This is a genomic window from Paenibacillus litoralis (assembly GCF_046244365.1).
In the GTDB taxonomy this organism is placed as follows: Bacteria; Bacillota; Bacilli; order Paenibacillales; family NBRC-103111; genus Paenibacillus_V.
On the sequence record NZ_CP176395.1, the window covers coordinates 5,503,676 to 5,526,358 of the forward strand.

The 22,683-nt window shown below is 54.4% G+C and carries 17 protein-coding genes; 3 read left to right on the forward strand and 14 right to left on the reverse strand.

Annotated elements, in window-relative coordinates; translation table 11 throughout:
* Positions 1–18: 18 nt before the first annotated feature.
* The 7 genes from ACKGJP_RS23365 to ACKGJP_RS23395 all read right to left on the reverse strand — a co-directional run bounded on the left by ACKGJP_RS23365 (position 19) and on the right by ACKGJP_RS23395 (position 10,694).
* Entirely contained in the window at positions 19–693 is a 675-nt protein-coding gene (locus tag ACKGJP_RS23365) for a hypothetical protein (RefSeq protein WP_409341200.1), read from the reverse strand.
* Positions 694–876: 183 nt separating this feature from the next.
* On the reverse strand, positions 877–3,405 hold the full coding sequence (locus ACKGJP_RS23370; protein ID WP_409341201.1) for a hypothetical protein: 2,529 nt from the start codon (positions 3,403–3,405) through the stop codon (positions 877–879).
* Positions 3,406–3,549: 144 nt separating this feature from the next.
* Entirely contained in the window at positions 3,550–5,034 is a 1,485-nt protein-coding gene (locus ACKGJP_RS23375; RefSeq protein ID WP_409341202.1) for an ABC transporter substrate-binding protein, read from the reverse strand.
* 32 nt (positions 5,035–5,066) lie between these two features.
* Positions 5,067–5,948: an ABC transporter ATP-binding protein gene (locus ACKGJP_RS23380; RefSeq protein ID WP_409341203.1), complete on the reverse strand. Its 882-nt coding sequence runs from the start codon at positions 5,946–5,948 to the stop codon at positions 5,067–5,069.
* Between the two features lie 4 nt (positions 5,949–5,952).
* The gene (locus tag ACKGJP_RS23385; protein WP_409341204.1) at positions 5,953–8,928 is read right to left on the reverse strand and encodes an FtsX-like permease family protein; all 2,976 of its coding nucleotides are present in this window, start codon (positions 8,926–8,928) and stop codon (positions 5,953–5,955) included.
* A gap of 4 nt (positions 8,929–8,932) precedes the next feature.
* Positions 8,933–10,039: an efflux RND transporter periplasmic adaptor subunit gene (locus tag ACKGJP_RS23390; RefSeq protein ID WP_409341205.1), complete on the reverse strand. Its 1,107-nt coding sequence runs from the start codon at positions 10,037–10,039 to the stop codon at positions 8,933–8,935.
* A complete protein-coding gene (locus tag ACKGJP_RS23395; protein WP_409347236.1) occupies positions 9,993–10,694 on the reverse strand; it encodes an ABC transporter ATP-binding protein in 702 nt (233 codons plus the stop codon). The genes ACKGJP_RS23390 and ACKGJP_RS23395 overlap by 47 nt, the downstream gene beginning before the upstream one ends.
* A gap of 457 nt (positions 10,695–11,151) precedes the next feature.
* On the opposite strand from ACKGJP_RS23395, the gene ACKGJP_RS23400 reads away from it, so the two are divergent.
* Positions 11,152–11,820 (forward strand): ankyrin repeat domain-containing protein, encoded by a 669-nt coding sequence (locus ACKGJP_RS23400; RefSeq protein WP_409341206.1) that lies wholly within the window; start codon positions 11,152–11,154, stop codon positions 11,818–11,820.
* Between the two features lie 21 nt (positions 11,821–11,841).
* Positions 11,842–12,657 (forward strand): GNAT family N-acetyltransferase, encoded by an 816-nt coding sequence (locus tag ACKGJP_RS23405; protein WP_409341207.1) that lies wholly within the window; start codon positions 11,842–11,844, stop codon positions 12,655–12,657.
* A gap of 62 nt (positions 12,658–12,719) precedes the next feature.
* Here ACKGJP_RS23405 and ACKGJP_RS23410 read toward each other — a convergent pair whose 3' ends face one another.
* Complete coding sequence (locus tag ACKGJP_RS23410; RefSeq protein WP_409341208.1) at positions 12,720–13,820, reverse strand: ABC transporter permease; 1,101 nt, start codon at positions 13,818–13,820, stop codon at positions 12,720–12,722.
* A 2-nt stretch (positions 13,821–13,822) separates the two neighbouring features.
* Positions 13,823–14,752, reverse strand: a complete 930-nt coding sequence (locus ACKGJP_RS23415; protein ID WP_409341209.1) for an ABC transporter ATP-binding protein — start codon at positions 14,750–14,752, stop codon at positions 13,823–13,825.
* 257 nt (positions 14,753–15,009) lie between these two features.
* Between ACKGJP_RS23415 and ACKGJP_RS23420 the strand changes: the two genes are divergently transcribed.
* Complete coding sequence (locus tag ACKGJP_RS23420; RefSeq protein ID WP_409341210.1) at positions 15,010–15,177, forward strand: hypothetical protein; 168 nt, start codon at positions 15,010–15,012, stop codon at positions 15,175–15,177.
* A gap of 92 nt (positions 15,178–15,269) precedes the next feature.
* Here the strand turns inward: ACKGJP_RS23420 and pyrE are convergent, their stop codons facing one another.
* The 5 genes from pyrE to ACKGJP_RS23445 form a co-directional block, all read right to left on the reverse strand.
* The gene (gene pyrE / locus ACKGJP_RS23425) at positions 15,270–15,914 is read right to left on the reverse strand and encodes an orotate phosphoribosyltransferase (protein WP_409341211.1); all 645 of its coding nucleotides are present in this window, start codon (positions 15,912–15,914) and stop codon (positions 15,270–15,272) included.
* A 1-nt stretch (position 15,915) separates the two neighbouring features.
* Positions 15,916–16,650, reverse strand: coding sequence for an orotidine-5'-phosphate decarboxylase (gene pyrF, locus ACKGJP_RS23430; RefSeq protein ID WP_409341212.1), 735 nt, complete (start codon positions 16,648–16,650; stop codon positions 15,916–15,918).
* A gap of 132 nt (positions 16,651–16,782) precedes the next feature.
* Entirely contained in the window at positions 16,783–20,007 is a 3,225-nt protein-coding gene (carB, locus tag ACKGJP_RS23435; protein WP_409341213.1) for a carbamoyl-phosphate synthase large subunit, read from the reverse strand.
* Positions 19,994–21,163, reverse strand: coding sequence for a carbamoyl phosphate synthase small subunit (locus ACKGJP_RS23440; RefSeq protein ID WP_409341214.1), 1,170 nt, complete (start codon positions 21,161–21,163; stop codon positions 19,994–19,996). Before ACKGJP_RS23440 ends, carB begins: the two co-directional genes overlap by 14 nt.
* A gap of 216 nt (positions 21,164–21,379) precedes the next feature.
* Positions 21,380–22,663 (reverse strand): dihydroorotase, encoded by a 1,284-nt coding sequence (locus ACKGJP_RS23445; protein WP_409341215.1) that lies wholly within the window; start codon positions 22,661–22,663, stop codon positions 21,380–21,382.
* Positions 22,664–22,683: the final 20 nt, after the last annotated feature.

Here is a 22,683-nt window from a genome sequence, read left to right on the forward strand (position 1 = left end):
AGACGTACCACCATCATATCATATTTCAAAACGGATCGAATCAAAATAATGTTCGATCGCCTTCGCAAAATCACGGCCCTGCTCCGCTTCCAGGCCCGCTTCGACAAGCTCGCGGTCAAGCGCAGGGGCAAGCTTCATCGCCTGCTTCATGTGGGCCAGCGAGGCCGGGACATCCGCCTTGTGCAGGGTAAACCAGCCGAGCTGCTGGTAGGTGCGCGAGAGCGCTTCCGGTTTAGCCCGGTCGCTTTGCTGCTTCCGTAATATTTCTTCGGCACGGTCGATCGCATCCTGAATAAAGCCTTGCCCGAACCGGCATTCCGCGATTAGCAGAGATACGTCTGCTTTCGAGAAATCGCTCTGCCCGTCTGCGCCTTCATGATGGCGCGCTCTCCACAGCAAATCTTCCGCTTCGTCATAGTTAAGCTGCTCCATCTTCCGATAAGCGAGTTCGATCATCGCCCGAAAAACAGATTGCGCCTGTCCCGGCTGAGCGCTGTCCCCCATACGGACGATGCTGCCCAGCAGCAGCTCTCCTTCCTTATCCTGACCGGATTCGAGCAGTGCGGCTGCGACTGCAAGCCTTGCATCCGGCTGATGTTTTGCCAAATCGATCAACAATGCGTCTTCTTGCGAAAACCAAGGTCTAATTGTCTGCAGCAGTTCGACGATGCGAGCGTCAACCGTATCGTTCATCTCAAATCCCCGCTTTCTCCGGTTCCATTGCCTGTTTTCCGTTAGATCGAGCTTAGTTACGCTTGCTGTAAACTATTCTCATCATAACATAAAAGGTTATGATCTTACTCTATCCAGAACAAAAGCATCCCCATCCGCTTGGTAAGCGACACAGGGATGCTCTCGGCTTGCAGCTCGAACCATTTAGTTATAATTCTCGAACCAGCCTTTGGTCGTCGTGGCAAGCAGTTTGCGGTGCCCGTCGAATTCGGCATACATGTTAATCGTATAGGTTTGAGATTGATTCATCCGGTTCGCGATAAAATCGGTCGCCGTTCCTTTGAAACCGGCTGTATTTGTGCCGATCTTCCACGAAGCCGCCGATCCGCTAACGTCAAGGTCATACGATTGCTCGTATTTTTGTTGGGAATCCACAACTTCCATTACAAGCTTGTGACGATTGGCGTCCGACAGCTCCGGAAGTAAATCGTTGGACTTGGCCAGCGTATAGCCGAACGATAGCTCGAGATTCTTATCCGTCGGCGGCACCAATTTCACATTGGAGAGCGATACCGTATAGCCGCCCACTTTAAGTCCCTCGAGATTCGACTTGACCGTGGAGGCTGCCTCGTCAGGAAGCTGCATGCCGAATGCGCGCACATAAGCGTCGGTCGTCGGTGTTCCTTTGCCGTCGCCTCCGCCGGCGCTTCCCATCGCCTCGCCCAAAACAAGGCTCATATCCGCCATGCTGTAACCCTTCGGCACTTTGCTCCAAATCGCGACGATCGCCTTGCCGTTCGGCGCCATTTTTTGCGTGATGCCGCTGAAGAAGGCCGGATAATACATATCGTCCTTCGTTTTCCAGTAACCGGCCAGCTTGCCCGCCGACGCTGCGCGTTTCTCGGTATTCTTCACTTCCAGCTCGGCGTAGAACAAATCCGAATTGGTGCTGGCGTAAGTCTGCACTTGACTGATTTTCAGCTCGGCCGACTTTCCGGTATCCGTCAGCTTGCGCACTTGATCCTTCGCCACCTGCGGGATCCGCAGCAGATCGGAATTGTGTTTGAATTCCGCAACCTTACTTGTCGTCTTCTCGTCAACCTTATCCTGCAAGACCAGCTTAAGATCGGAAAATACCGATGTATAAGGGACTTTAGCGTACAAAATATAATTGACGCCGGATTGGCCCGGTACCGAGATGACATTATCCTGCTTGCTGAGTACGGCTTCTACCTTCACGCCGCCGTCAAGCAAGAAATAGCCCTGTAACGCCGGGAGAGGAAGAGACGCGCTTCCTTTGTTGCCGATCGAGACTTCAGCCGAAAGAATATCCTGATCTTCCCAAGGCAGACGTTGAACGGAGTTCAGCTTGGCCGTATAGGAACCCGCCTTTCCGTCGTACGGATATTCGATGCCAAGCGATACGTCGCTCGTCGTCGCCTTAGGTACCGAATAGGAAGCTACGGGATAGTCGTTGCCCGAGCTCGCCGTTTTGAGGTTCAGCTTCAAATCCTCAAGACTGACCGACGTCGGAATGCTGACGGAAAGCTGAACTTCCTTGCTCGCTTTCGGGTTCAGCGTAAATTCCGGCGTATCCAGCGCAAGCGGATACGTCAAGCCGTCTTTCGTAAGCAGATCGAATTGATAGCCTTTGACCGCAACCGCGCTGCTTCCGTTATTCTCAAGAGTGAAAAATAAGTTCACCATATAGTCCTTGTCGTTCTTGCTCATCGAAACGCGGGAAATCCCCGTATTGACGGTCGTACCGTTGATGTCGATCGGGCGCTTTTCGTTGATCGGAGCGGTCGGCGTATCCGTCGACGAAGCCGGCAGCATGAAATAGGCTAACGGTATGAAACCGATTTTATCGTCGATTTTATTCGTAATGACAAGCTTCCAGCCTTCCGGATTTACCGATTTAGGAATCGATGCCGTCAGTTGCACATCCTTCTTCACCCTTGGCGCGATCGTAGGAGAAGGCGCAGGCTTGTCTGGCGTTGCGGGGGAACCGGCTTCAGAAAGCGGATAGACCAATCCTTCGGAGGTCATGATTGCATAGGATAAGCCTGGCAGCGTTATGCTTTTCATGCCCGCATTCTCCATCTGCAGCGAAACGCTCGTTAAAAAGTAATCGTCATTCTTGCTTACGGCTACCTTCTTTACATTCGTTTTTAACGAAGAGCCGGCCAGCGAAAGAATCCGGCTTTGACCGATCGGCGTATCAAGCGAGTAGTCGCTTGGCACCGTGATCGTGCCTAGCGTCCTCTCGTAACTCGGCGCGGAGAAATCCCATTTAATCATTTTGAATTTCAAATCGCTCAGGTCGGTCGACTCGTTTACTTTGGCATAAAAGCTAACATCCATACTGCTGTGCGCCGGGATAACGTTCTTCTCTTTGTCCTGCGGCAGCAAGTTGACCGAAAATGCCGTTCCGGCTGAATTGTTCAATCGTACCCAATAATCGATGAAACGCATTTCGTTGTCGTCGCCATTCGTGAACGTCACGGTAAACACGACCGTTTTGCCGTCGTCTCCCGGCATCATAGCCGCTTGCTTCAGCTCGATATAGCTGTTCGCGCTAAGCGAAATCGAACCGATCGCCTGGAGCGGCGCAATCGTATCGCTTTGGACGGCAGTTGCGCCATCGTCCGCGAAGACAGGCAAGACGGTCCCCGTCGATAAAGCAAATGCCAGGGTTGCAACGGCAATACGGTTCTTATAGTGTCTCTTCATGTTGTGGTTTCCCCTTCCCGGTTATGGTTGCGGCGCGCTCTTCGATAGGCGAAGCTCCGCGAAACGCACGCAGATACGTCGACTATAAAGGAAGAAACGCGCCACTGCTAGAGCTAGTTTGTTCGAAATAGTGGCTATTTGTTCTTAACCTGCAGGTACCGCAACCGCATTGCCGCGGAACATTCCCATATCAACCGGCCCGTTCGGGTTATCCTTGATTTGCTGAAGCATCAAATCGCCGTTCGTCTGCCAAGATTTAAGCGCCTCCCGGACCGACTTCGTCCCTTGAACCGCCGCTTGAAACTCATTCCGGGCGAGATCCTGAACCATCCAGATGTTTGGTTTTTGGCGATAAAACTTGTTGAACTCGTTCTGCACCGGCGAAGGCTTCACGTTGTAGAACGCTTCAACATGGTATTCTTGACCGGCTTTCGGTTTAATGTAGTCTTTACGGGAAACCATTTGGCTCGAGCTATTGGCTCTAAGCTTCGCCCAGTCCACGCCGTTAATGAACTTGATAAGTTTCCAGGCATCGTTCACGTTACCGGCTTTCGTATTGATCCCCATAACCCCATTCATCCCGATGTTCGCTACGACACCGGGTGCTTCCGCATGGCTCGGTACGGTAACGATGTCCCAATCGATCGGGGTGAATCCTTTGATGTTCGTCGCATTTTTGTTCGCGTTGTTGATGCGAGTCAGATCGTAGTATTGAATGATCGTCATCGCTACGCGGCCAGACAAAAAGTCGTCGTACGCAAACGGGTTGTAGTCGTTCGGATCTTCACGGAGATTTTGATTTCTTTGATCGGGCGCCCCTGGCATAATGTTTTGCTTCTGCAGATCGATGAGCCGCTTCCAAGCTTGCTCCCATTGATCGTTGTCGACCGCCATCTTGTCGCCCGTATCGTCGAACATACGCAGCTGCAGAGGATTCGTATAAATGTTCATAGAGTTGAATATATCGCCGTATGACTGCGAGCTGAACGAGAAACCGTATTTGCGGTCAGCCCCTTCTCCGCGCGTCAGACGCTGAGCCAGATCGAACATTTGATCCCATGTCATGTTATCCTTCGGCAATTCGACGCCTGCATCCGCAAACATTTTTTTATTATAAATAAGTGCCGGCGAAGAGAATGTCGGGGTCATTGCATATAACTTGCCGTCGGTGCTGAGCCCTTTGATTCCGTCGAGAACAAGAGGAACGATACCGGACGTATCGAATTTGTCCTTGGTTATATGCGGATCGAGCGGTGCCAGCATGTTGCTTTCGATCAGCTCCGGAAGCTGCTCAAAGCCGGTAATGACGATATCGGGCGGGTTCTCTCCCTGCATGACCTCCTTCAGCTTTTCCATAGGATCCTGCATTTTCTCGTTCGGTCCCGGCGCTTTGTACATGAACCGGTCGTCGTTCGTCGGAATGAACTCGATTTTGATATTCGGATTCGCAAACTCGAATATCTCGGTAAAATCTCTGCGAAGATACTCGCTGTCGTCGCCGTAGCCGAAGCTGGTCGCGATACGCAGCACGCGCTCCTCTTTATCGTCTCCGCTGGATTTGGTGCACGCGGCAAGCGTGGAAACGCTCAGAATCGTGGCTACCGTAGCAGCCGTCCATTTTTTCAACACTTTCGGTTCCTCCCCTATTTATAAAACTGTAGCTATTGATTGACGTGAACTTTCGGCGCGCGAATCGTTATTTTCTCTCCGTCAAACTCCATCGTCGCCTTCCCGTCGATCTCCAGCGCCTCCAAGTACTCCTTCGGAACCTGCAGCCGTCCCGCACGGTCAAGCACGACGAACGCTTCGTGCCCTTCACCGATCGCGGTTTTCTCATGCAGTTCGCCTGACTCGCTCGATTCCGCATTTCTTTTGACAAACTCGGTGCTCGTCATGCCATCGCGTATGGCTACGACGCGGTCAACCTTGCCGGCCAGCGATAAATCATGGGTTACGATAACGATCGTAATGCCGAGTTCCTTGTTCAGCCGGCGAAAAATATCCATGATCATATCGGATGTTTGCGAGTCGACAGAGCCTGTCGGTTCGTCGGCAAGCAGCAGACCCGGGCGGTTGGACAGCGAGATGGCGATAGCCACCCGCTGCTGCTCCCCGCCGGATAATTGCTGAAGCTTGTTATACATCCGGTCTTTCAGTCCTACCCATTCCAGAAGCTGCTTGGCATACGCCCGATCGACTTTGCCTCCCAGCATCATCGGCATTTCCACATTCTCCAGCGCCGTTAAATAAGGCAGCAGGTTGCGGGCGTTGTTCTGCCAAATAAAGCCGACGGTCCGCCGTTTGTAATCGACGAGCTGGTCGTCGGTTATTTTCAGCAAATCCCACTCGCCTACGCGCACGGTTCCAGCCGACGGCCGGTCAAGCCCTCCGAGAATGTTCAGAAGCGTCGATTTGCCGCTTCCGCTGTTTCCGATAATCGCCATGATTTCACCCGGCGTGACGGTAATGTTCAATCCCTGGAGAGCGACGACCTCGAGATCGTCGGTTTTGAATATTTTGACGAGTCCTTCGCAGACAATCATCGGGCTATCTCTCCTCTCCCAGCTTAACGGCTTGATGGACGCGCAGACGCCTGATGTTCATGAACAACAGCCCTGCTCCGGCGGCCATCATGACCCCGATCACGATATAAAGCTGGAACGTGTCCTTCGCATCGAATACGATACGGAAAGGCGGCACCTGCTTTTTGACATCCTCCGCGGTTTGCAGGAACGGCAAGTACAGTCGGCTAGCCAACTTTCCGATTACGATGCCTAACGCGATGGATAAACCGGCCGTAAACAGCTGCTCCATTAGGAGCATGCCGGTCAACTGCCTCTTCTTGAGTCCCATCGCCCGCAGGACGCCGAATTGCACGACTCTGCTCGACAGGTTGAAGAACCAATAGAGCACATATCCAATGAAAGAGACCAGAACGGAAACGAGGAAGCCCAAGCTGAGAATGCCGAATACCCCGCCGCGCGAAGGATGCTTCTTCTGCTTCGCCAGCTCGATGCGCACATCCTGGACGTCCGCCCGAAGGTCGATCTTTTTCTGTTTGAGCGTTTCGAGCATCGGAGCCAGCTTCGCTCCATCCTTCATTTTCAGCCAGACGTCATATGGAATCATCGGAACCTGATCGTAAATGTAATCCAGATTCGTAATGAAGAAAGGCGAAGTATCCGGATATTGGCTAGGCCAGAAAGGCAACACGCCTACGATTACGAACTCGACGGCCTGCTGGGAAATGGCGAGCGTCACCAGATTCCCGGGCTGAAGATTGTATTTATCGGCGAAAGCCTTCGGCACGATAACCGCTTGCTCGTAATTGCCCAGCAAATTCAAATACTGAAACGGATGCGCAGGAAACAGATCACGGCGGAACCAGGCCACCTTCGAAAATTTATCGTTGTCGATCCCCATGACGATGCCCGTTCCGACGGAACGTCCCGAAACGATGACATTTCCTTTCGTTTGCAAGACACGTGCCGCTGCTTCGACGCCTTCCAGCTCCTCGAACACTTGGAACGGAGGTTCCAAGTAACGGACGGGCGACGACGGCGCTTCCCCGCCTCCGCCCTGACCGCCTTGACCGGAGCCGCCTCCGCCGGAGCCTTGGCCCCCTTGACCGCCTTGACCGCCCTGTCCGCCTTGGCCGCCTTGGCCGCCTTGGCCGCCTTGGCCGCCTTGGCCGCCTTGGCCTCCTTGACCCCCCTGTCCTCCTTGGCCTCCTTGAGGCTGTTGGTTCGTAGGCAGATCATCGGTGACACCTTCCCAAGCCGGCTGCATGATGACGTCCGTACCGTATTGGTATAAGACTCTCTCCGTGGAGTTTAAATCGATCGTCCTCGCCGCCGAGGCGTTGTACACGCCGAGACCGAGCGTCATGATCATAAGCAGCATGAGCGGGTAATAGGATTTTGCGGAACGCGACAGCTGCGTCAGCGTCAAATAAACCGGCACCGGCAAAAATCTGCGTCCGAGCCATCCGAAGAATCGGAGCAGCCAAGGAAATACGCGCAAGAAGAACAAGCCGAACGCAAATATCGATAGAGCAGGCACGAAAAACAAAAGCGGCTGCACCTGCAGCTGATCGCTCGACAAACCGGTTTGCTGCGATAAAAACTGTCGTTCTTGGAACAAATACCAGCCGTAGCCGGAAAGACCGAGCAACGCGACGTCGAGATATAAACGCATCCAGAACGGCTTTTTATCCGCTCTCGCAAGCTGCTGTTTATAGCTGACGATCGATGCTTTAGCGTACATAACAGCCGGTATGACGCTGGCCACGATCGCCAGGAGAACGGCTACTCCGCCATACATGAGCGATTCTAGCGTAAACCCGACCGGAATCGCCTTACGGTCGACGAATGTCAGAAAACCGCTGGAAGAACCGATGCTCTTGGCCATAAACCAGCCCAGCATCGGACCGATAATCATCGAAATGACGCCCAATAGGAAGCCTTCCAGCACGTACATCCAAATAATTTGCCGCGTGCTGCCGCCCCGCGAACGGATCACGGCTATGTCGCTTCGTTGTCTGTCCAGCGACTGCTTGGCGTTCATCACGATATAGTAAAAGACCATGGCGATCATCGGCGCTGCGAGCGTAAACAACAGCAGCTGGAGCTGCAAGCTTTGCTGACGGAACTCGCCGAGCATCGTCAGGAAAGAATAATCGACCTTCGTATCCTTCAGCTTCTCGTAGAGCGTCAGCTCGAGCTTGCCCAGCTTCCGTTCCAAAGGAGAAAGCTGGCTCGTTTTGATGTCGCGCAAATCGAATGCATAGTACCAGTTCGCCATATTCAGCGGAATTTTCTTGGTGCCGAGCAGCTCGTTCCTGAACGTATCGCCGCTGATCATCAGCGTATTCAGCAGCCCTTCCATTCCTTGGAACCAATACGGGTCTGTATCGGACTTCGGCTTTACCGATCCGACGATCTTTACTTTCAGCGGGGAGCCCGCTACGCCGACAGGCAGAGGATACGTGTACACGTCGCCGATATGCATGTCGTTACGGAACATCGCCTCCTCCAGAATGACGGCTTCGATAATCCCGCTTGCCGATTTATCCGCAAACATGGCTCCGCTCGACAGCTCCGTATGCTCGGTGAGGCCATATAGCGTTGTCAGTGTCATTTGCCGCTTTTTGCCTGCCTCGGCTTTTTTCGGATCCTCGGGCGTCAACTGCCCTCCGCGTATCGAGAAAACGCCTGCATATGCCGCTTGCGGAAAATCGATGTCCTTAGGGATTTGTTCGCGAATGTACGAATTGACGTCGTCGAAGGCGGCCAGGTCCGGCCTGTTGTTCCCGGTTGCCTGGTAACGCATGAGCAGCGAGCCGGCCGGCAAGCCGTCGCTTTTCTCTTCGAGCGATTTGGCGACAACCCGCTTCAGCGCGCCGTCCGCATACATCGGAATGCTTGTTGTGAACGCGACGGCGACGATTAATCCGATCAGCGAACTGATCGTCAGCCAGCGGGTATTCCACATTTTTCGGGCTAAAAATCGCAGCATCGGCATCACATTATCGACCTACGACTTTCTGGCCAGGCGTCAACCCTTTGACAATCTCCACATCCGTCGGCGTCTGCTGCCCGATTTCCACGTCGACTTCCCGTTTGCTTCCCTTATCGTCAATAACCTGCACGTAATTGCGGCCGGTAATCGAACGAAGAGCAGCAAGCGGAATAACCACCGCGTTCTCCTTGCGCTGGATGATAACCGCCACGCTGAGCGGCGTACCGCGCACTACATTATCAGGCACTTTATCCAGTTGGACGACCAAATAATTGTCGATGGAATCCTTCGGCTTCTGCCCGCCGCCGCCGTCTCCCGGATAAAAGCCGCCGTTATTGTTATTGTTTTGCGTTTTGCCGCTTGGAAGCTGCTTGACTTTGCCCTTGTGCGAGCCGGCTGCGTTAATGTCGACGGTTACTTCCATGCCGACCGCTACCTTCTTCAGGTCCTCTGCGGAGATCGTCGCCGCAACTACCAGCTCCGACAAGTCCGCAATAACCGAAACCGATTCATACGCCTTCGACATATCGCCTTTCTTCATGGAGACGGAAACGATCGTTCCGGACAAAGGGGCCGTAATTTTGGCTTTGGCTATGTCCTCTTCCAGCTTGACGAGTTCCTGCCGCTTCAGCTCGAAATCCAAACGATCCTGCTCCAGCTGCTCTGCGGTTTTCTCGGTAGCCCCGCGCAGCTTCTCGATCATGGCGATTTCTTCTTTCTGGATTTGCAGACGCTTCTGCCGCAGGTCGCGCTCCATATCGGAAACGTCGAGCTCCGCGATCGGCTGTCCTTTCTGCACGGCATCGCCGCTCTTCACGTATATCTCTTTAATCCTCTTGCCATCCTGGGTAAAGAAAATATCTTCTTCATTGACTGCCATCATTTTGCCGGCTCCGCGCACTTTCGTCTCGAGCGTATCGGTCTTGACCACGTAAGTCGGCTTCTGCGACAGCTTAGGAGGGCTGATCGTCGGCAGCGCTTCTTCCTCCGCTTCCTTCGGAAGCAGCGAACATCCCGTAGAAGCGAGCAGCGCTATGCATACGATGCCGACCAGCATCCTCTTTCCTTTAAACTTCGTACTGCTTGAATTTTCCGTCCACCATTTCGAATACATGGTCGGCAACCTCCAAAATCGTAGGATCATGTGTCGTCATGCAAATCGTAACCTGTTCTTCTTCGATAATGCTGCGAAAAACGCGCATAACCTGTGCACCCATCAGGGAATCAAGCTCGGCCGTCGGCTCGTCTGCGAGCAGAAGCGAAGGCCGGTGGGCAATCGATTTGGCAATCGCGACACGCTGTTGTTCGCCGCCTGAAAGTTCGAACGGACGATGATGCATCCGTTTGCCTAGTCCGACCAGCTCCAGACAGTGCTGCACGCGCGCTTTCCACTCCGAACGCGGCGCTCGGGCCATGCGGAGCGACAATTCCACGTTCTCGTATGCGGATAGTAACGGCATTAGCGCGTATGATTGGAAGATGAATCCAATTTCCTGCCGCCGAACTTCGGTTCTTTGCTCGTCGCTCCATGAATGAAAAGGCTGCCCTTTAAAAACGATTTGTCCGCTGTTCGGCTGGTCGAGTCCTCCGATTAGGTTCATTAACGTCGTCTTTCCGGAACCCGATCTGCCGCGCAGCATGACAAGCTGTTTCGGGTACAGCTCCATGCTTATGCCCTTTAGCACATGCAGCTTTTGGCTGCCGACCTGAAAGGATCGTTCAACATCCTTCGCCACGAGAAGCGGCTCGCTTGGGGCCGCAACCGATATCGCGCCATTCGCTTTGCTTCGCTCCGCATGTTCGCCCGGTTCCGTTTCGCCATACCCGGCTTGGGACGCTGGCGAAATCGCTGCGGCATGCTTAACGACAGCTTCCGGATCATCCTGCGAGCGCTGCCGCTTCGGTTCCCCCCCATTTTCCTGCAGGGATTGTTTCTTTCTAGCGAACCACGCCAATGCTCCACCCTCCCGTAATTTCGCGTCTCAGATAAGGAACCTGTCCATGACGCCATAGTTTCCCATAAGTATAGACGAAGCACCTAAGGAAAAAGTTACAAAAAATGAACATCATTTTCTTAAGAATCTATTAATTCCGACATTGCTGAAATTACGCAAAATAGAAAATTGAATTCGAGGCGGCCGTTTGTTACATTAGGGTTAACAAGCATGAGGTTGGAATCTAGTAGAATCTTGCAGCCGAAAGACTGCAGCAGAAGGAGAGAATCCCGTGAGCAAAGAAGACGACCTATTCGCCGCCATTAAAGCGAGGGATCTGGAAACGGTGCAAACGCTGATCGGCAACGATCCGTCCTTAACCGAATCCGAAAACGAGAACGGCATTTCCCCGATTCTGCTGGCTTCCTATTATGGAGCGCTTCCTATCGCTGATTTCATCCGGGCGAGAAAAGTACGGCTTACCCTGCATGAAGCGGCAGCGTTGGGCGATCTGGCGCAAGTTCGCGCCTCGATCGACGAGGCGGGCATGAACGTAGAAGCGATCTCGAAAGACGGCTTTTCGGCGCTTGGCCTCGCCTCCTTTTTCGGTCATAGGGACGTTGCCGCTTATTTGCTGGAGAAGGGAGCCGACGTCAACGCGCGTTCGCATAACCAAATGAAGGTCATGCCGCTTCATTCGGCGGTCGCGCATAGGCAAGCGGCCATCGTCGAGCTCCTGCTTGCCAAAGGCGCAAATGTGAACGCAAACCAGCATGGCGGCTGGACTCCGCTTCAAGGCGCCGCCCACAATAACGATACGGTCCTTATTCGGCTTCTAATCGAACACAGAGCAAACATCAACGCCCGAAACGACAGCGGCTTAAGCGCTCTCGGCATAGCACGGAAAGACAAACGTCAAGAAGCGGCTGCTTTGCTAGAGGAGCTTGGAGCTGTCGACTGACGACTTGGAGGTTATCGATAAATGCAATTCCCTATCCTAAACAGGCCGCTCGTCGAACGGCTGGAAGCTGCGGAAGCGGAATGTTTGACAGACAGGATGAACGCCATCCGGGAACGGCCGGGCAATCCCGAAGGCGTAGAGGTGATTGGGTTCGGGGGAGCAACGGCCTTTTACGCCAAAACGATGCCGTGGTCATGGTTCAATACCGTAAAGCGGCTCGGCGCGGAAGATATCGGCCGCCTTGACGAAATCCTCCTGTTTTACCGCGAAAGGAACCGCCCTTGCCAGTTCGAGTTGATCCCGTCCCGGACTACCCCGGAGCTGATGGACGCTTTAGCGGAAAGAGGCTTTTGCCAGACCGGCTTTCATACGACGCTCTACGGCGTCCCGGATATGGAAGGGACCGAATTGCCGGCGGAATTGTCGATCCGCGAGCTGCAAGAGGACGAATTTGAATTATACGGGGAGCTTCACTGCGTGGGCAGCGGGATGTCCGCTGACGGCAGATTGTATGTAGCGGCTAACAATAGAGTGCTGTACAATCGTCCGGGCTGGCGTTTCTTTATCGGATTTGTGGACGGGCAACCGGCTGGCGTCGGCGTCATGCACATGCGGGAGGGCATCGCCTCCTTTACCTTTGCCGCTACGGTGCCCGGTTATCGGAAACGCGGGCTGCAGTCCGCCCTTTTGCGCCGGCGGATTCGGGAAGCCGCCATTCATGGCTGCGATCTTCTTGTGAGCCAGGCCGCCTATGCTTCGACAAGCCAAAACAATATGGAGCGCGCCGGTATGCGCGTCGCCTACACCCGAGCGACCTGGAGCGAGAGAAAACGGTGATGGCAAACAAACGGCAAGTCCGGAACCCGTCCGGACTTGCCGTTTCCCTTTGTGGGGATTTTTCACGCCCGCCACTTGAAAAAGCGGCTTCCGATCGCGAAAGCAACCGCTCCCCAGACAGCCATCACGCCTACGTTCAGCCAAAACCCTCCGCCTACGGGAGCCAGCCCGTATACCATGCTGTCACGTATGCCATCCGCAAAATAGGTCAGCGGCAGCACGACCGAAACCGGCTTGATAAACTCGGGCAGCATCGACAATTCGAAGAAGATGCCGCTCAAGAACATCATCACAAAGCTCAGCAGGTTTGCGATGCCGAAATAGCTTTCCATCGTTTTGCTGAGCGCCGCTATCAGAAAGCCGATCGCCGAGAACGAAACGATGCCTACCGCCAGCACGATAATCAAGGAAACGATATGGACGTGAAGCGACGCTCCGAACAGCAGCACTCCGATCAGCGCAAGAAGAACCAGCTGGATGACCGCAAGCACGGCGCGCACCATCATATCGGCGAAGCCGAACGCCTTCGTGCTCATCGGCGAGAGCAGCAGCCTTTTCAGCAGGCCGTTTCTGCGCATTTCCACCATACCGACCATCCCGAACAGGCCGCCTTGCGAAATTGACATCGCCATCAGCCCGGTCAACAGAAAATCGATGTATTTCAGCTTATCGCTTCCGGAGGAAACGAAAGAGGGCTCAAGGGATAATTGAGGCTTAACGCCCGCAAGATTGTAATTGGCCTGCTGCAGCACACCGCCCATGATCCCGTTAAGCGCTTGAAACAGCGTAGAGTTTTCCTTTTCCTTATTCAGGACGAGCTCTATCGGCTTTCCCGGATCGGCTGGAATGGCGATGAGCGCATCGACGTCTTTTGCCTTTACCCATTCTTCCGCCTGCTGCCTGTCGGCCGGCCGTTCCTCCTTCCATTCGAGTACGGGAATTTGTTTTAGCGCCGCTAGCAGTGACTGGGATAGCGCATTGTCCTGTTCCGCTACAGCCGTCACCTTCGCTTCGAAGCTGCTGTCGCTTTTGCCTAACCCGCCGAAAATCATAAGAAAGACGACAAGCAGCAGCACCGGATAAAAAATAGACCAGAACCATACCTGCTTCTCGCGAAACGTAGTCTTGAAATTCGCCTCGAACAATTTGAGCAACTGCTTCATCGTCAGTCCCTCCATTCTTTGCCCGTGTAGGCAATAAAAACGTCCTCAAGGCTCATATCCTTGATGGAAATTTGTTCGATGCGATCCTCCCGCTCGGATGCCCACCGAAGCAAATGGAACAAGGATTCCTCCGGCTTCACGGTCCAGAATCGGAGATGCTCCCCATCCGCTTGCGTTCTCGTCACGGAGGGCATCGTTTCGAGCGCAGCCGTCACTTTACCGACAACCGCCTCGCCGGCAGCGAAAGCGAGCACCACTTCCCGTTCCTTCGTCAGACCGTCGATTAAATTTTTGGGCGTATCGAGAGCGATCACTCTTCCTTGGTCGACAATACAGACGCGGTCGCTCAGCTTTTCCGCTTCCTCCATATAGTGGGTGGTCAGAACCGTCGTCTTGCCCATTTCCTTCAAGGCCAGCACGATGTCCCATATGTTTCGGCGCGCTTGCGGATCGAGTCCTGTCGTGGGCTCGTCAAGAAATAAAATGTCCGGATCGTTGATCATCGCAAGGCCGATGGCGAGCCGCTGCTTTTGCCCGCCCGACAGCGCCTTCACCTTTTTGTTCCGGTGATCGCTCAAGTTTATGAGATCGATTATTTCGGAAGCCGGCCGGGATTTCTCGTATAGTGCCGCAAAAACATCCAAATTTTCATACACGCTAAGCAAATCGAACAGTGCGCTCGATTGGGGCTGCACGCCGATCACCTGCTTAATCCTCGCACCGTCCTTCTCCCAGCCGAGACCGGCTATACGGATTTCTCCCCTATCGGGCTTTTGCAGTCCTTCCACCATCTCCAGCGTCGTCGTTTTACCGGCGCCGTTAGGTCCGATGATCGTAAATACTTCGCCTTCCCCCACCGCAAAGCTGATCTCATCAACCGCGGTAACCGATCCGAACGTTTTGCGCAATCCGCTGACTTCAAGCATACGCATCGTCTTCCTCCTCCATCGTACGACTGATCGTTCATTATTCGTTCCCAAAAGACTTCTACCCCTTTATTGTAGAAGACTCTTCCTGCTCTCAGAACAGCCTCCGGCCTGTAAATGATCTCCTTCCCTAGACGGATAGCGGATACAACCAAAGGTCGCATCGGATCGGCGGATCGCAAAATAATCCCTATCTTTTTAATAGGAATTGAAGTATAATAAACGCAATAATTGAAATCGTGTACGCACAGAGGTGATGGAACATGAAGAAGCTGCTGGCTGCCGCCGTAATCGTCGGCGTGGCATCGATCGCAACGGCTTTTGCAGTAAACGGAAGCTCCGAAGAGAAGAAAGCCGAGCTGCCTACTCCACTGATCAAATTTAACGGGGATCAGGTCATTTACGCGGACAACTTTCCCGATTGCCACTAATCAAACTCGAAATTAATAAAAAGAGAAGCCCTTGTTCGAACAAGGTGCTTCTCTTTTTTTTGATAGATTCCGTATGTGGCGCTTGTCTGTGCTTACTTCCCGTATTCCTGCGGATTTTCGCGCCAAGTTTGCAGCAGGGAGACTTGTCCGGCGTCGATCTTGCCGATTTTGGCCGCTACGTCAAGCAGCGCCGTGTAGTTCGAGAGCGTATCCAGCGGAATGCTCTCGGCTGCGAAGGCGTCCAATGCCTGTTTAAACTGGTAGGTGAAAATCGCCAGCACGCGCTGCACGTCGCCGCCCGCTTCGCGTACCGCCAGCGCCGCCTTAAGCGAGCTGCCGCCGGTCGAAATGAGATCCTCGATAAGCACAACCTTCTGTCCCGGCTTCAATACGCCTTCAATCTGGTTTTGCTTTCCGTGGCCCTTTGCCTTGTCGCGGACGTAAACCATAGGAAGGTTAAGCTTCTGGGCAACGAACGCGCCGTGAGGAATTCCGCCTGTCGCAATTCCGGCAATGACTTCGGCGTCGGGCGCCTGCTCGCGGATCATTGCGGCAAAGCCTTCCGCTATGAGATCGCGGATTTCGGGATACGAAATCGTCAGCCGGTTGTCGCAATAAATCGGCGATTTGATGCCGGAAGTCCATGTGAACGGCTCGTTCGGGCTCAAGGCTACCGCTTCGATCTTCAGCAGCGCCTCCGCGATTTTTTCAGGCAGTTGTTGTACCGTTGTCGTCATATTAAACCAGCTCCTCTAAAATGGATTCAAGCGCCTCGCGCGGACTTGGCGCGGCGGTAATCGGACGGCCGATTACAATGTAATCGGTCCCTTGAGCAAAAGCTTCCTTAGGCGTCATCACGCGCGATTGGTCGCCGATAGCCGCCGATGCAGGTCGGATCCCCGGCGTAACCGTGACGAACGAGGCGCCGATCTCTTGCTTGATACGCACCACCTCGTGCGGGGAAGCAACAACGCCATGCAGCCCTGCTTCGCGGGTGAGACGCGCATAACGCAGCACGGCATCCTCTACGGAACCGGCTATGCCGATTTCCTCGTTCAGCATCGGCTGGCTTGTGCTCGTCAGCTGGGTGACGCCGATGACGATCGGCCGCTTGGCGCCGCTCGCGAGTCCCTTGTCCACACCCTCAAGAGCAGCTTCCATCATCTGCTTCCCGCCTGCCGCATGGACGTTGAACATATCGACGCCAAGACGCGCAATGCTCTCCGAGCCGCCTTTTACCGTATTCGGAATATCGTGCATTTTCAGATCGAGAAAGACGTGGTATCCTTCCTCCTTCAAGCGGGCGACGAATGCCGGTCCTTCCGCATAAAAGAGCTGCATGCCGACTTTAACAAAGCATGGAATGCCGCGCAGCGAAGAAAGCAGCATTTCCGCATCGCGAGCGGACGGATAGTCCAGCGCTACCATAATGCGTCCGGCTATAGCTGTGTTATTTCCCGTTTCCGTACTCATTCGCATCGCCTCCGTATATGATCTTTAACGTGAATGCTTGTTACTTTTGGGGAGCCTCTTGGATATTCCCCATTCCTATATCGCACGGGAAGCTTAATTCCCGCGGGAATTAAGCTTCCTGACAAACCAGTATTAAGCTTTAACAGCAGCGTCTGCCGGCATCGGACGGGAGGAGAAGTTGATCGACTCCAGCACGTGCAGCAAGGCACGGACCGTATCGAGGGACGTCATACACACAACGCCGTTCTCTACCGCCTCACGGCGGATGCGGAATCCGTCGCGCTCAGGCATTTTGCCCTTCGTCAGCGTGTTGACTACAAAATGAGCTTCGCCGTTGCGGATCAGGTCCAAGATGTTCGGCGAGCCTTCGCTCAGCTTATTCACCTTCATGACATGGATGCCTGCTTCCTGCAGCGCCTTCGCCGTTCCGCCTGTGGCGGCGATTTTGTAGCCGATCGCAGCGTAGCCGCGCAAAATTTCGATCGCTTCTTCTTTATCCTTGTCGGCAACGGTTGCGATGATCGCGCCTGTCGGCGGAATTTTCATTCCCGAGCCGATTAAGCCTTTGTACAAGGCTTTCGCATAGTTCGTGTCGCGGCCCATGACTTCGCCCGTCGACTTCATTTCCGGACCGAGCGTCGTATCGACGCGGCGCAGCTTCGCAAAGGAGAAGACCGGCACTTTAACCGATACGTAGTTGTCTTCCGGCCACAGGCCTTGCTCGTAGCCCATATCCTTCAGCTTTTCGCCCATAATGACGCGCGTTGCAACGTTCGCCATCGGAATTTTGGTCACTTTGCTCAGGAACGGAACCGTACGCGAGGAGCGCGGGTTCACTTCGATAACGTACACTTGATCCTGGAAGATAACGAACTGGATGTTCACCAGACCGACTACGTTCAAGCCTTTTGCGATTTTAATAGTGATGTCGACCATCTGCTGCTTGATCTCGTCCGACAGCGATTGCGGCGGATAAACCGCGATCGAGTCGCCCGAGTGAACGCCGGCGCGCTCGACATGCTCCATGATGCCCGGCACGAGCACCGTTTCGCCGTCGCAAATCGCGTCGACTTCCGCTTCTTTACCCAGCATGTAGCGGTCGATCAGAACCGGATGCTCCGGATTGATCTTCACGGCGTACTCCATGTAGCTAAGCAGCTCGGCATCGGAGTAAACGATCTCCATCGCGCGTCCGCCAAGGACATACGAAGGACGTACGAGCACCGGATAGCCGAATTGCGAAGCGACGCCAACCGCATCGTTCACGGACGTAACCGTTCCGCCCGGAGGCTGAGCGATGTTGAGGCTGCGCAGCAGCGCTTCGAACCGTTTGCGGTCTTCCGCCGTATCGATGCTCTCCAGATCGGAGCCGAGAATGCGCACGCCCGCTTTGGACAGCGGTGCGGCAAGGTTGATCGCCGTTTGGCCGCCGAACTGAACGATGACGCCGATCGGCTTCTCGCGTTCGATGATGTTCATGACGTCTTCGAAGAAAAGCGGCTCGAAGTAGAGTCTGTCGGACGTGTTGAAGTCCGTCGATACCGTTTCCGGGTTGTTGTTAATAATGACCGCTTCGTAGCCGGCGTTTTGGATCGCCCAAACCGCGTGAACCGTCGAGTAGTCGAACTCGATCCCTTGGCCGATCCGGATCGGACCCGAGCCGAGAACGAGCACTTTTTGCTTCGTCGTTTCCTGTACTTCGTCTTCCGTCTCGTAAGTCGAGTAGTAGTATGGCGTCGTAGCTTCGAATTCCGCGGCGCACGTATCTACCATTTTGTAAACCGGCTTCAGGTTCAGCTGCAGGCGGTATTCGCGAACGTCCGCTTCCAGCGTGTATTTAAGATCCGGATTAGCCAGGCGGCGCAGCTCGGCGATCGCGCGGTCGGTGAACCCTTTGCGCTTCGCTTCATTGAGCAGCTCAGGCGTCAATTCCGTTTGCTGAATCTCGTTCTCGAAGCGGATCATGCCTTCCAGCTTGTTCAGGAACCACCAGTCGATTTTCGTCAACTCTTGAATTTGCTCGAGCGTATAGCCGCGGCGGAAAGCTTCGGCGATCAGGAACATGCGCTCGTCGTCCGGCTTCTGCAAGCGGAGCTCAAGCGTTTCTTTATCAAGCGATTCCGCGTCTTTCAGGTAGAGGCGATGAACGCCGATCTCTAGCGAACGGATCGCTTTATGGATCGACTCCTCGAACGTACGGCCGATGGCCATGACTTCCCCGGTCGCTTTCATTTGCGTGCCCAGTTTGCGATTAGCCGCTGTGAACTTGTCGAACGGCCAACGCGGAATTTTCGATACGATATAGTCGAGCGTCGGCTCGAAGCAAGCGTACGTCTGCCCCGTAACCGGATTTTTCAGCTCGTCGAGCGTGTAGCCGATCGCGATTTTCGCCGCCATTTTGGCAATCGGGTATCCCGTAGCCTTGGAAGCGAGCGCGGAAGACCGGCTGACGCGCGGATTTACTTCGATAACGTAGTATTGGAAGCTGTGCGGATCAAGTGCGAATTGAACGTTACAGCCGCCTTCGATGTTCAGCGCCTGAATGATTTTGATCGATGCCGCGCGCAGCATTTGATACTCGCGGTCCGACAACGTTTGGCTCGGCGCGACTACGATGCTGTCGCCCGTGTGAACGCCGACCGGGTCGAAGTTCTCCATGTTGCACACGACGATACAGTTATCGTTTGCATCGCGCATGACTTCGTATTCGACTTCCTTCATGCCGGCGATGCTTTTCTCAACGAGACATTGGCCGATCGGGCTGTAACGGATACCCGAAGAAACGGTTTCGATCAGCTCTTCTTCGGAATTCGTAATGCCGCCGCCCGTTCCGCCGAGCGTGTAAGCCGGACGGACGATGATCGGGTACCCGATCTCGTTAGCGAAGTCTACCGCTTCTTTCACTGTCGTTACGATTACGCTGTCCGGAACCGGCTGCTCCAGCTCGCGCATCAGATCGCGGAACAAGTCGCGGTCTTCCGCTTTTTCGATCGCGGTCAGCTGCGTACCGAGCAGTTTCACGTTTTCGCGCTCCAGTACGCCGTGACGGGCGAGCTCTACCGCCATGTTAAGGCCGGTTTGACCGCCTAGCGTCGGCAGAAGGCCGTCCGGACGCTCTTGACGAATGATTTGCGTTACGAATTCGAGCGTAATCGGCTCGATATATACTTTATCCGCCATGTTCGTGTCGGTCATGATCGTGGCAGGATTGCTGTTGATTAGAACGACCTCGTAGCCTTCTTCTTTCAGCGCTTGGCATGCTTGCGTGCCTGCGTAGTCAAACTCGGCCGCTTGTCCGATGACGATCGGGCCGGACCCGATCACGAGAATCTTTTTGAGGGAATTATTTTTGGGCATAAGTCAGTTCTCCTTTCGGCGCGGCTTGCTTCGCTGCTTGTGCTTCCGCACGCATGATGGCTTGACGCGGCGGCAGCGGATTTTGTTCTTTATGTTTACGGATCATGGCGATGAAATCATCGAACAGGTAGCTCGAGTCGAACGGACCCGGCGACGCTTCCGGATGGTATTGCACCGAGAAAGCCGGGTAAGTCTTGTGACGCAATCCTTCGATCGTGCCGTCGTTGTTGTTGATGTGCGTCACTTCAAGCGGCGTGCCTTTGATCGATTCTTCCATAACGGCATAGCCGTGGTTTTGCGATGTAATGTAGCAGCGTCCGGTAGCCAGATCTTTGACCGGGTGATTGCCGCCGCGGTGTCCGAATTTCATTTTGGTCGTGTCGGCCCCGCATGCGAGCGCGAACAGCTGGTGACCGAGGCAGATGCCGAAAATCGGAATTTCGCCAAGCACTTCGGCGATAACCTTAGCCGCGTGCGGAACGTCCTTCGGATCCCCAGGGCCGTTGGACAACAGGATGCCGTCCGGCTTCAGGCGGCGGATTTGATCGGCCGTCGCGTCTTGCGGCACGACGACGACGTCGCAACCGCGTTTGGTCAAATCGCGGATAATGCCGCTCTTCGCGCCGTAGTCGACCAAGACGACGCGTTCTTTCGTACCCGGGCAGCCGAATACGCTCTTTGTCGAAACGCGCGATACTTGATCCGTCATCAGGCTGGACGCGCCGAGCTGCTCTTTCAGTTCGGCCAGCGATTTGTTCGATGTCGTGAGCAAGCCCTTCATCGTTCCGTGGTGACGAAGAATCCGGGTCAGCATGCGCGTGTCGATTTCGCTGATGCCGGTGATGCCGTATTCCTTCAGCAGGTGGTCGAGCGTATACTGGGCGCGCCAGTTGCTCGGCACCGTTTCGTATTGGCGTACGACGAAGCCGTGAATGAACGGACGAACCGATTCGAAGTCGTCGCGCGCAATCCCGTAGTTGCCGATCAGCGGGTACGTCATCGTGACGATTTGACCGCAGTACGACGGATCGGAAAGCACCTCTTGATAGCCTGTAATCCCTGTGTTAAATACGACTTCGCCCGTAGACTCGCCTTCGCTTCCAAACGCCTTGCCCGTAAACAGCGTGCCGTCTTCCAGCAACAATCTTGCCTGCATATATCTCGCTCCTTCATGGTTATTCATAAGAACAATCAACCTTCTAAGGTTTCACTGCGTGTTACCATATTGCCCGGAAGCTCAAACATCTTGTTTTGCGTTCTTTTGATTAGGTTTCAAGGATAGAACGCAAAGCCAAAACTCGCCCTCGGTCAACATGGCAACCCTCCGCTTCACGCGAATGTTATATTCAATGTCTACCTTTCACTCGCTCGCCTAAGCCGACCAAACCACGCGTCCGCCGACAATCGTAAGCGCAGGCCAGCCTTGCAGCTTCCAGCCGGTGAACGGCGTATTGCGGCCTTTCGACGCGAATTTGTCCGGGTCGACCGCTTGCTCGTTGTCGAGATCGATGATCGTCAAGTCCGCGATGGCACCGACTTCGAGCTTGCCGTAAGGCAGTCCGAACACTTCGGCCGGCTTGGCGGTCATCTTGTCGAGCAGGAACTCGAGCGTCCAGCGTCCGCTCTTCACGAATTTCGTGTACAGAAGCGGGAACGCGGTTTCGAAGCCGACGATGCCGAACGGCGCAAGCTGCATGCCTTTCGCCTTTTCTTCTTGGCTGTGCGGGGCATGGTCGGTAACGATGATGTCGATCGTTCCGTCCTCCAGGCCTTCCAGCACGGCTTGAACGTCGCGCGGCGTACGCAGCGGCGGATTCATTTTCCAGTTCGCGTCCATGTTGTCCGGAATATCTTCGTCCGACAGAAGAAGGTGATGCGGACAAACTTCCGCGGTCACTTTCACGCCATACCGTTTGCCGTCCCGGATCAGCCGGACCGATTGCTCGGTGCTGACGTGGCACACGTGATAGTGAACGCCTGTCGCTTCCGCCAGCAAAATGTCGCGCCCTACATGGATCGCTTCCGATTCGTTCGGGATCCCCTTAAGGCCGTGCTTCCGGCTGAACGCGCCTTCACTGACCGCTCTGCCTTCGACAAGCGTGTTGTCTTCGCAGTGCGCGATAACCGGCATGCCGATCGATGCGGCTTTTGCCATCGCGTCTTTCATCATTTGTGCGCTTTGTACGCCGACGCCGTCATCCGTGAACCCGACGATGCCCGCTCCCTTCAGCGCGTCAAAATCGGTCAGCTCGCGGCCGAGCTGGTTCTTCGTGATGCAGCCGTAAGGCAGCACTCTTACGATGCCTTCCGTTTGCGCCTTGTCCAGCACGTAGTTCACCGTGTCGACCGTATCGATAACCGGACGGGTGTTCGGCATGCAAGCGATTGTCGTAAAGCCGCCGCACGCTGCCGAGCGCGTTCCTGTCGCAATCGTTTCTTTATGCTCGAAGCCCGGCTCGCGAAGATGCACATGCATGTCGATGAGTCCTGCGGATACGAGCTTTCCTTGAGCGTCGATGACCTCGTGTCCCGCTGTGTCGAGAGTTTCCGAGCCTTCGACGATTTTCGCTATTTTTCCTTCTTCTATCAAAAGGTGTTTACCGGACGTTTCGTTGCTGCCGCTAACTGCCTTTGCGTTGATAATCCAGATTCCCATCCTGTCTCCACCTTCCATTA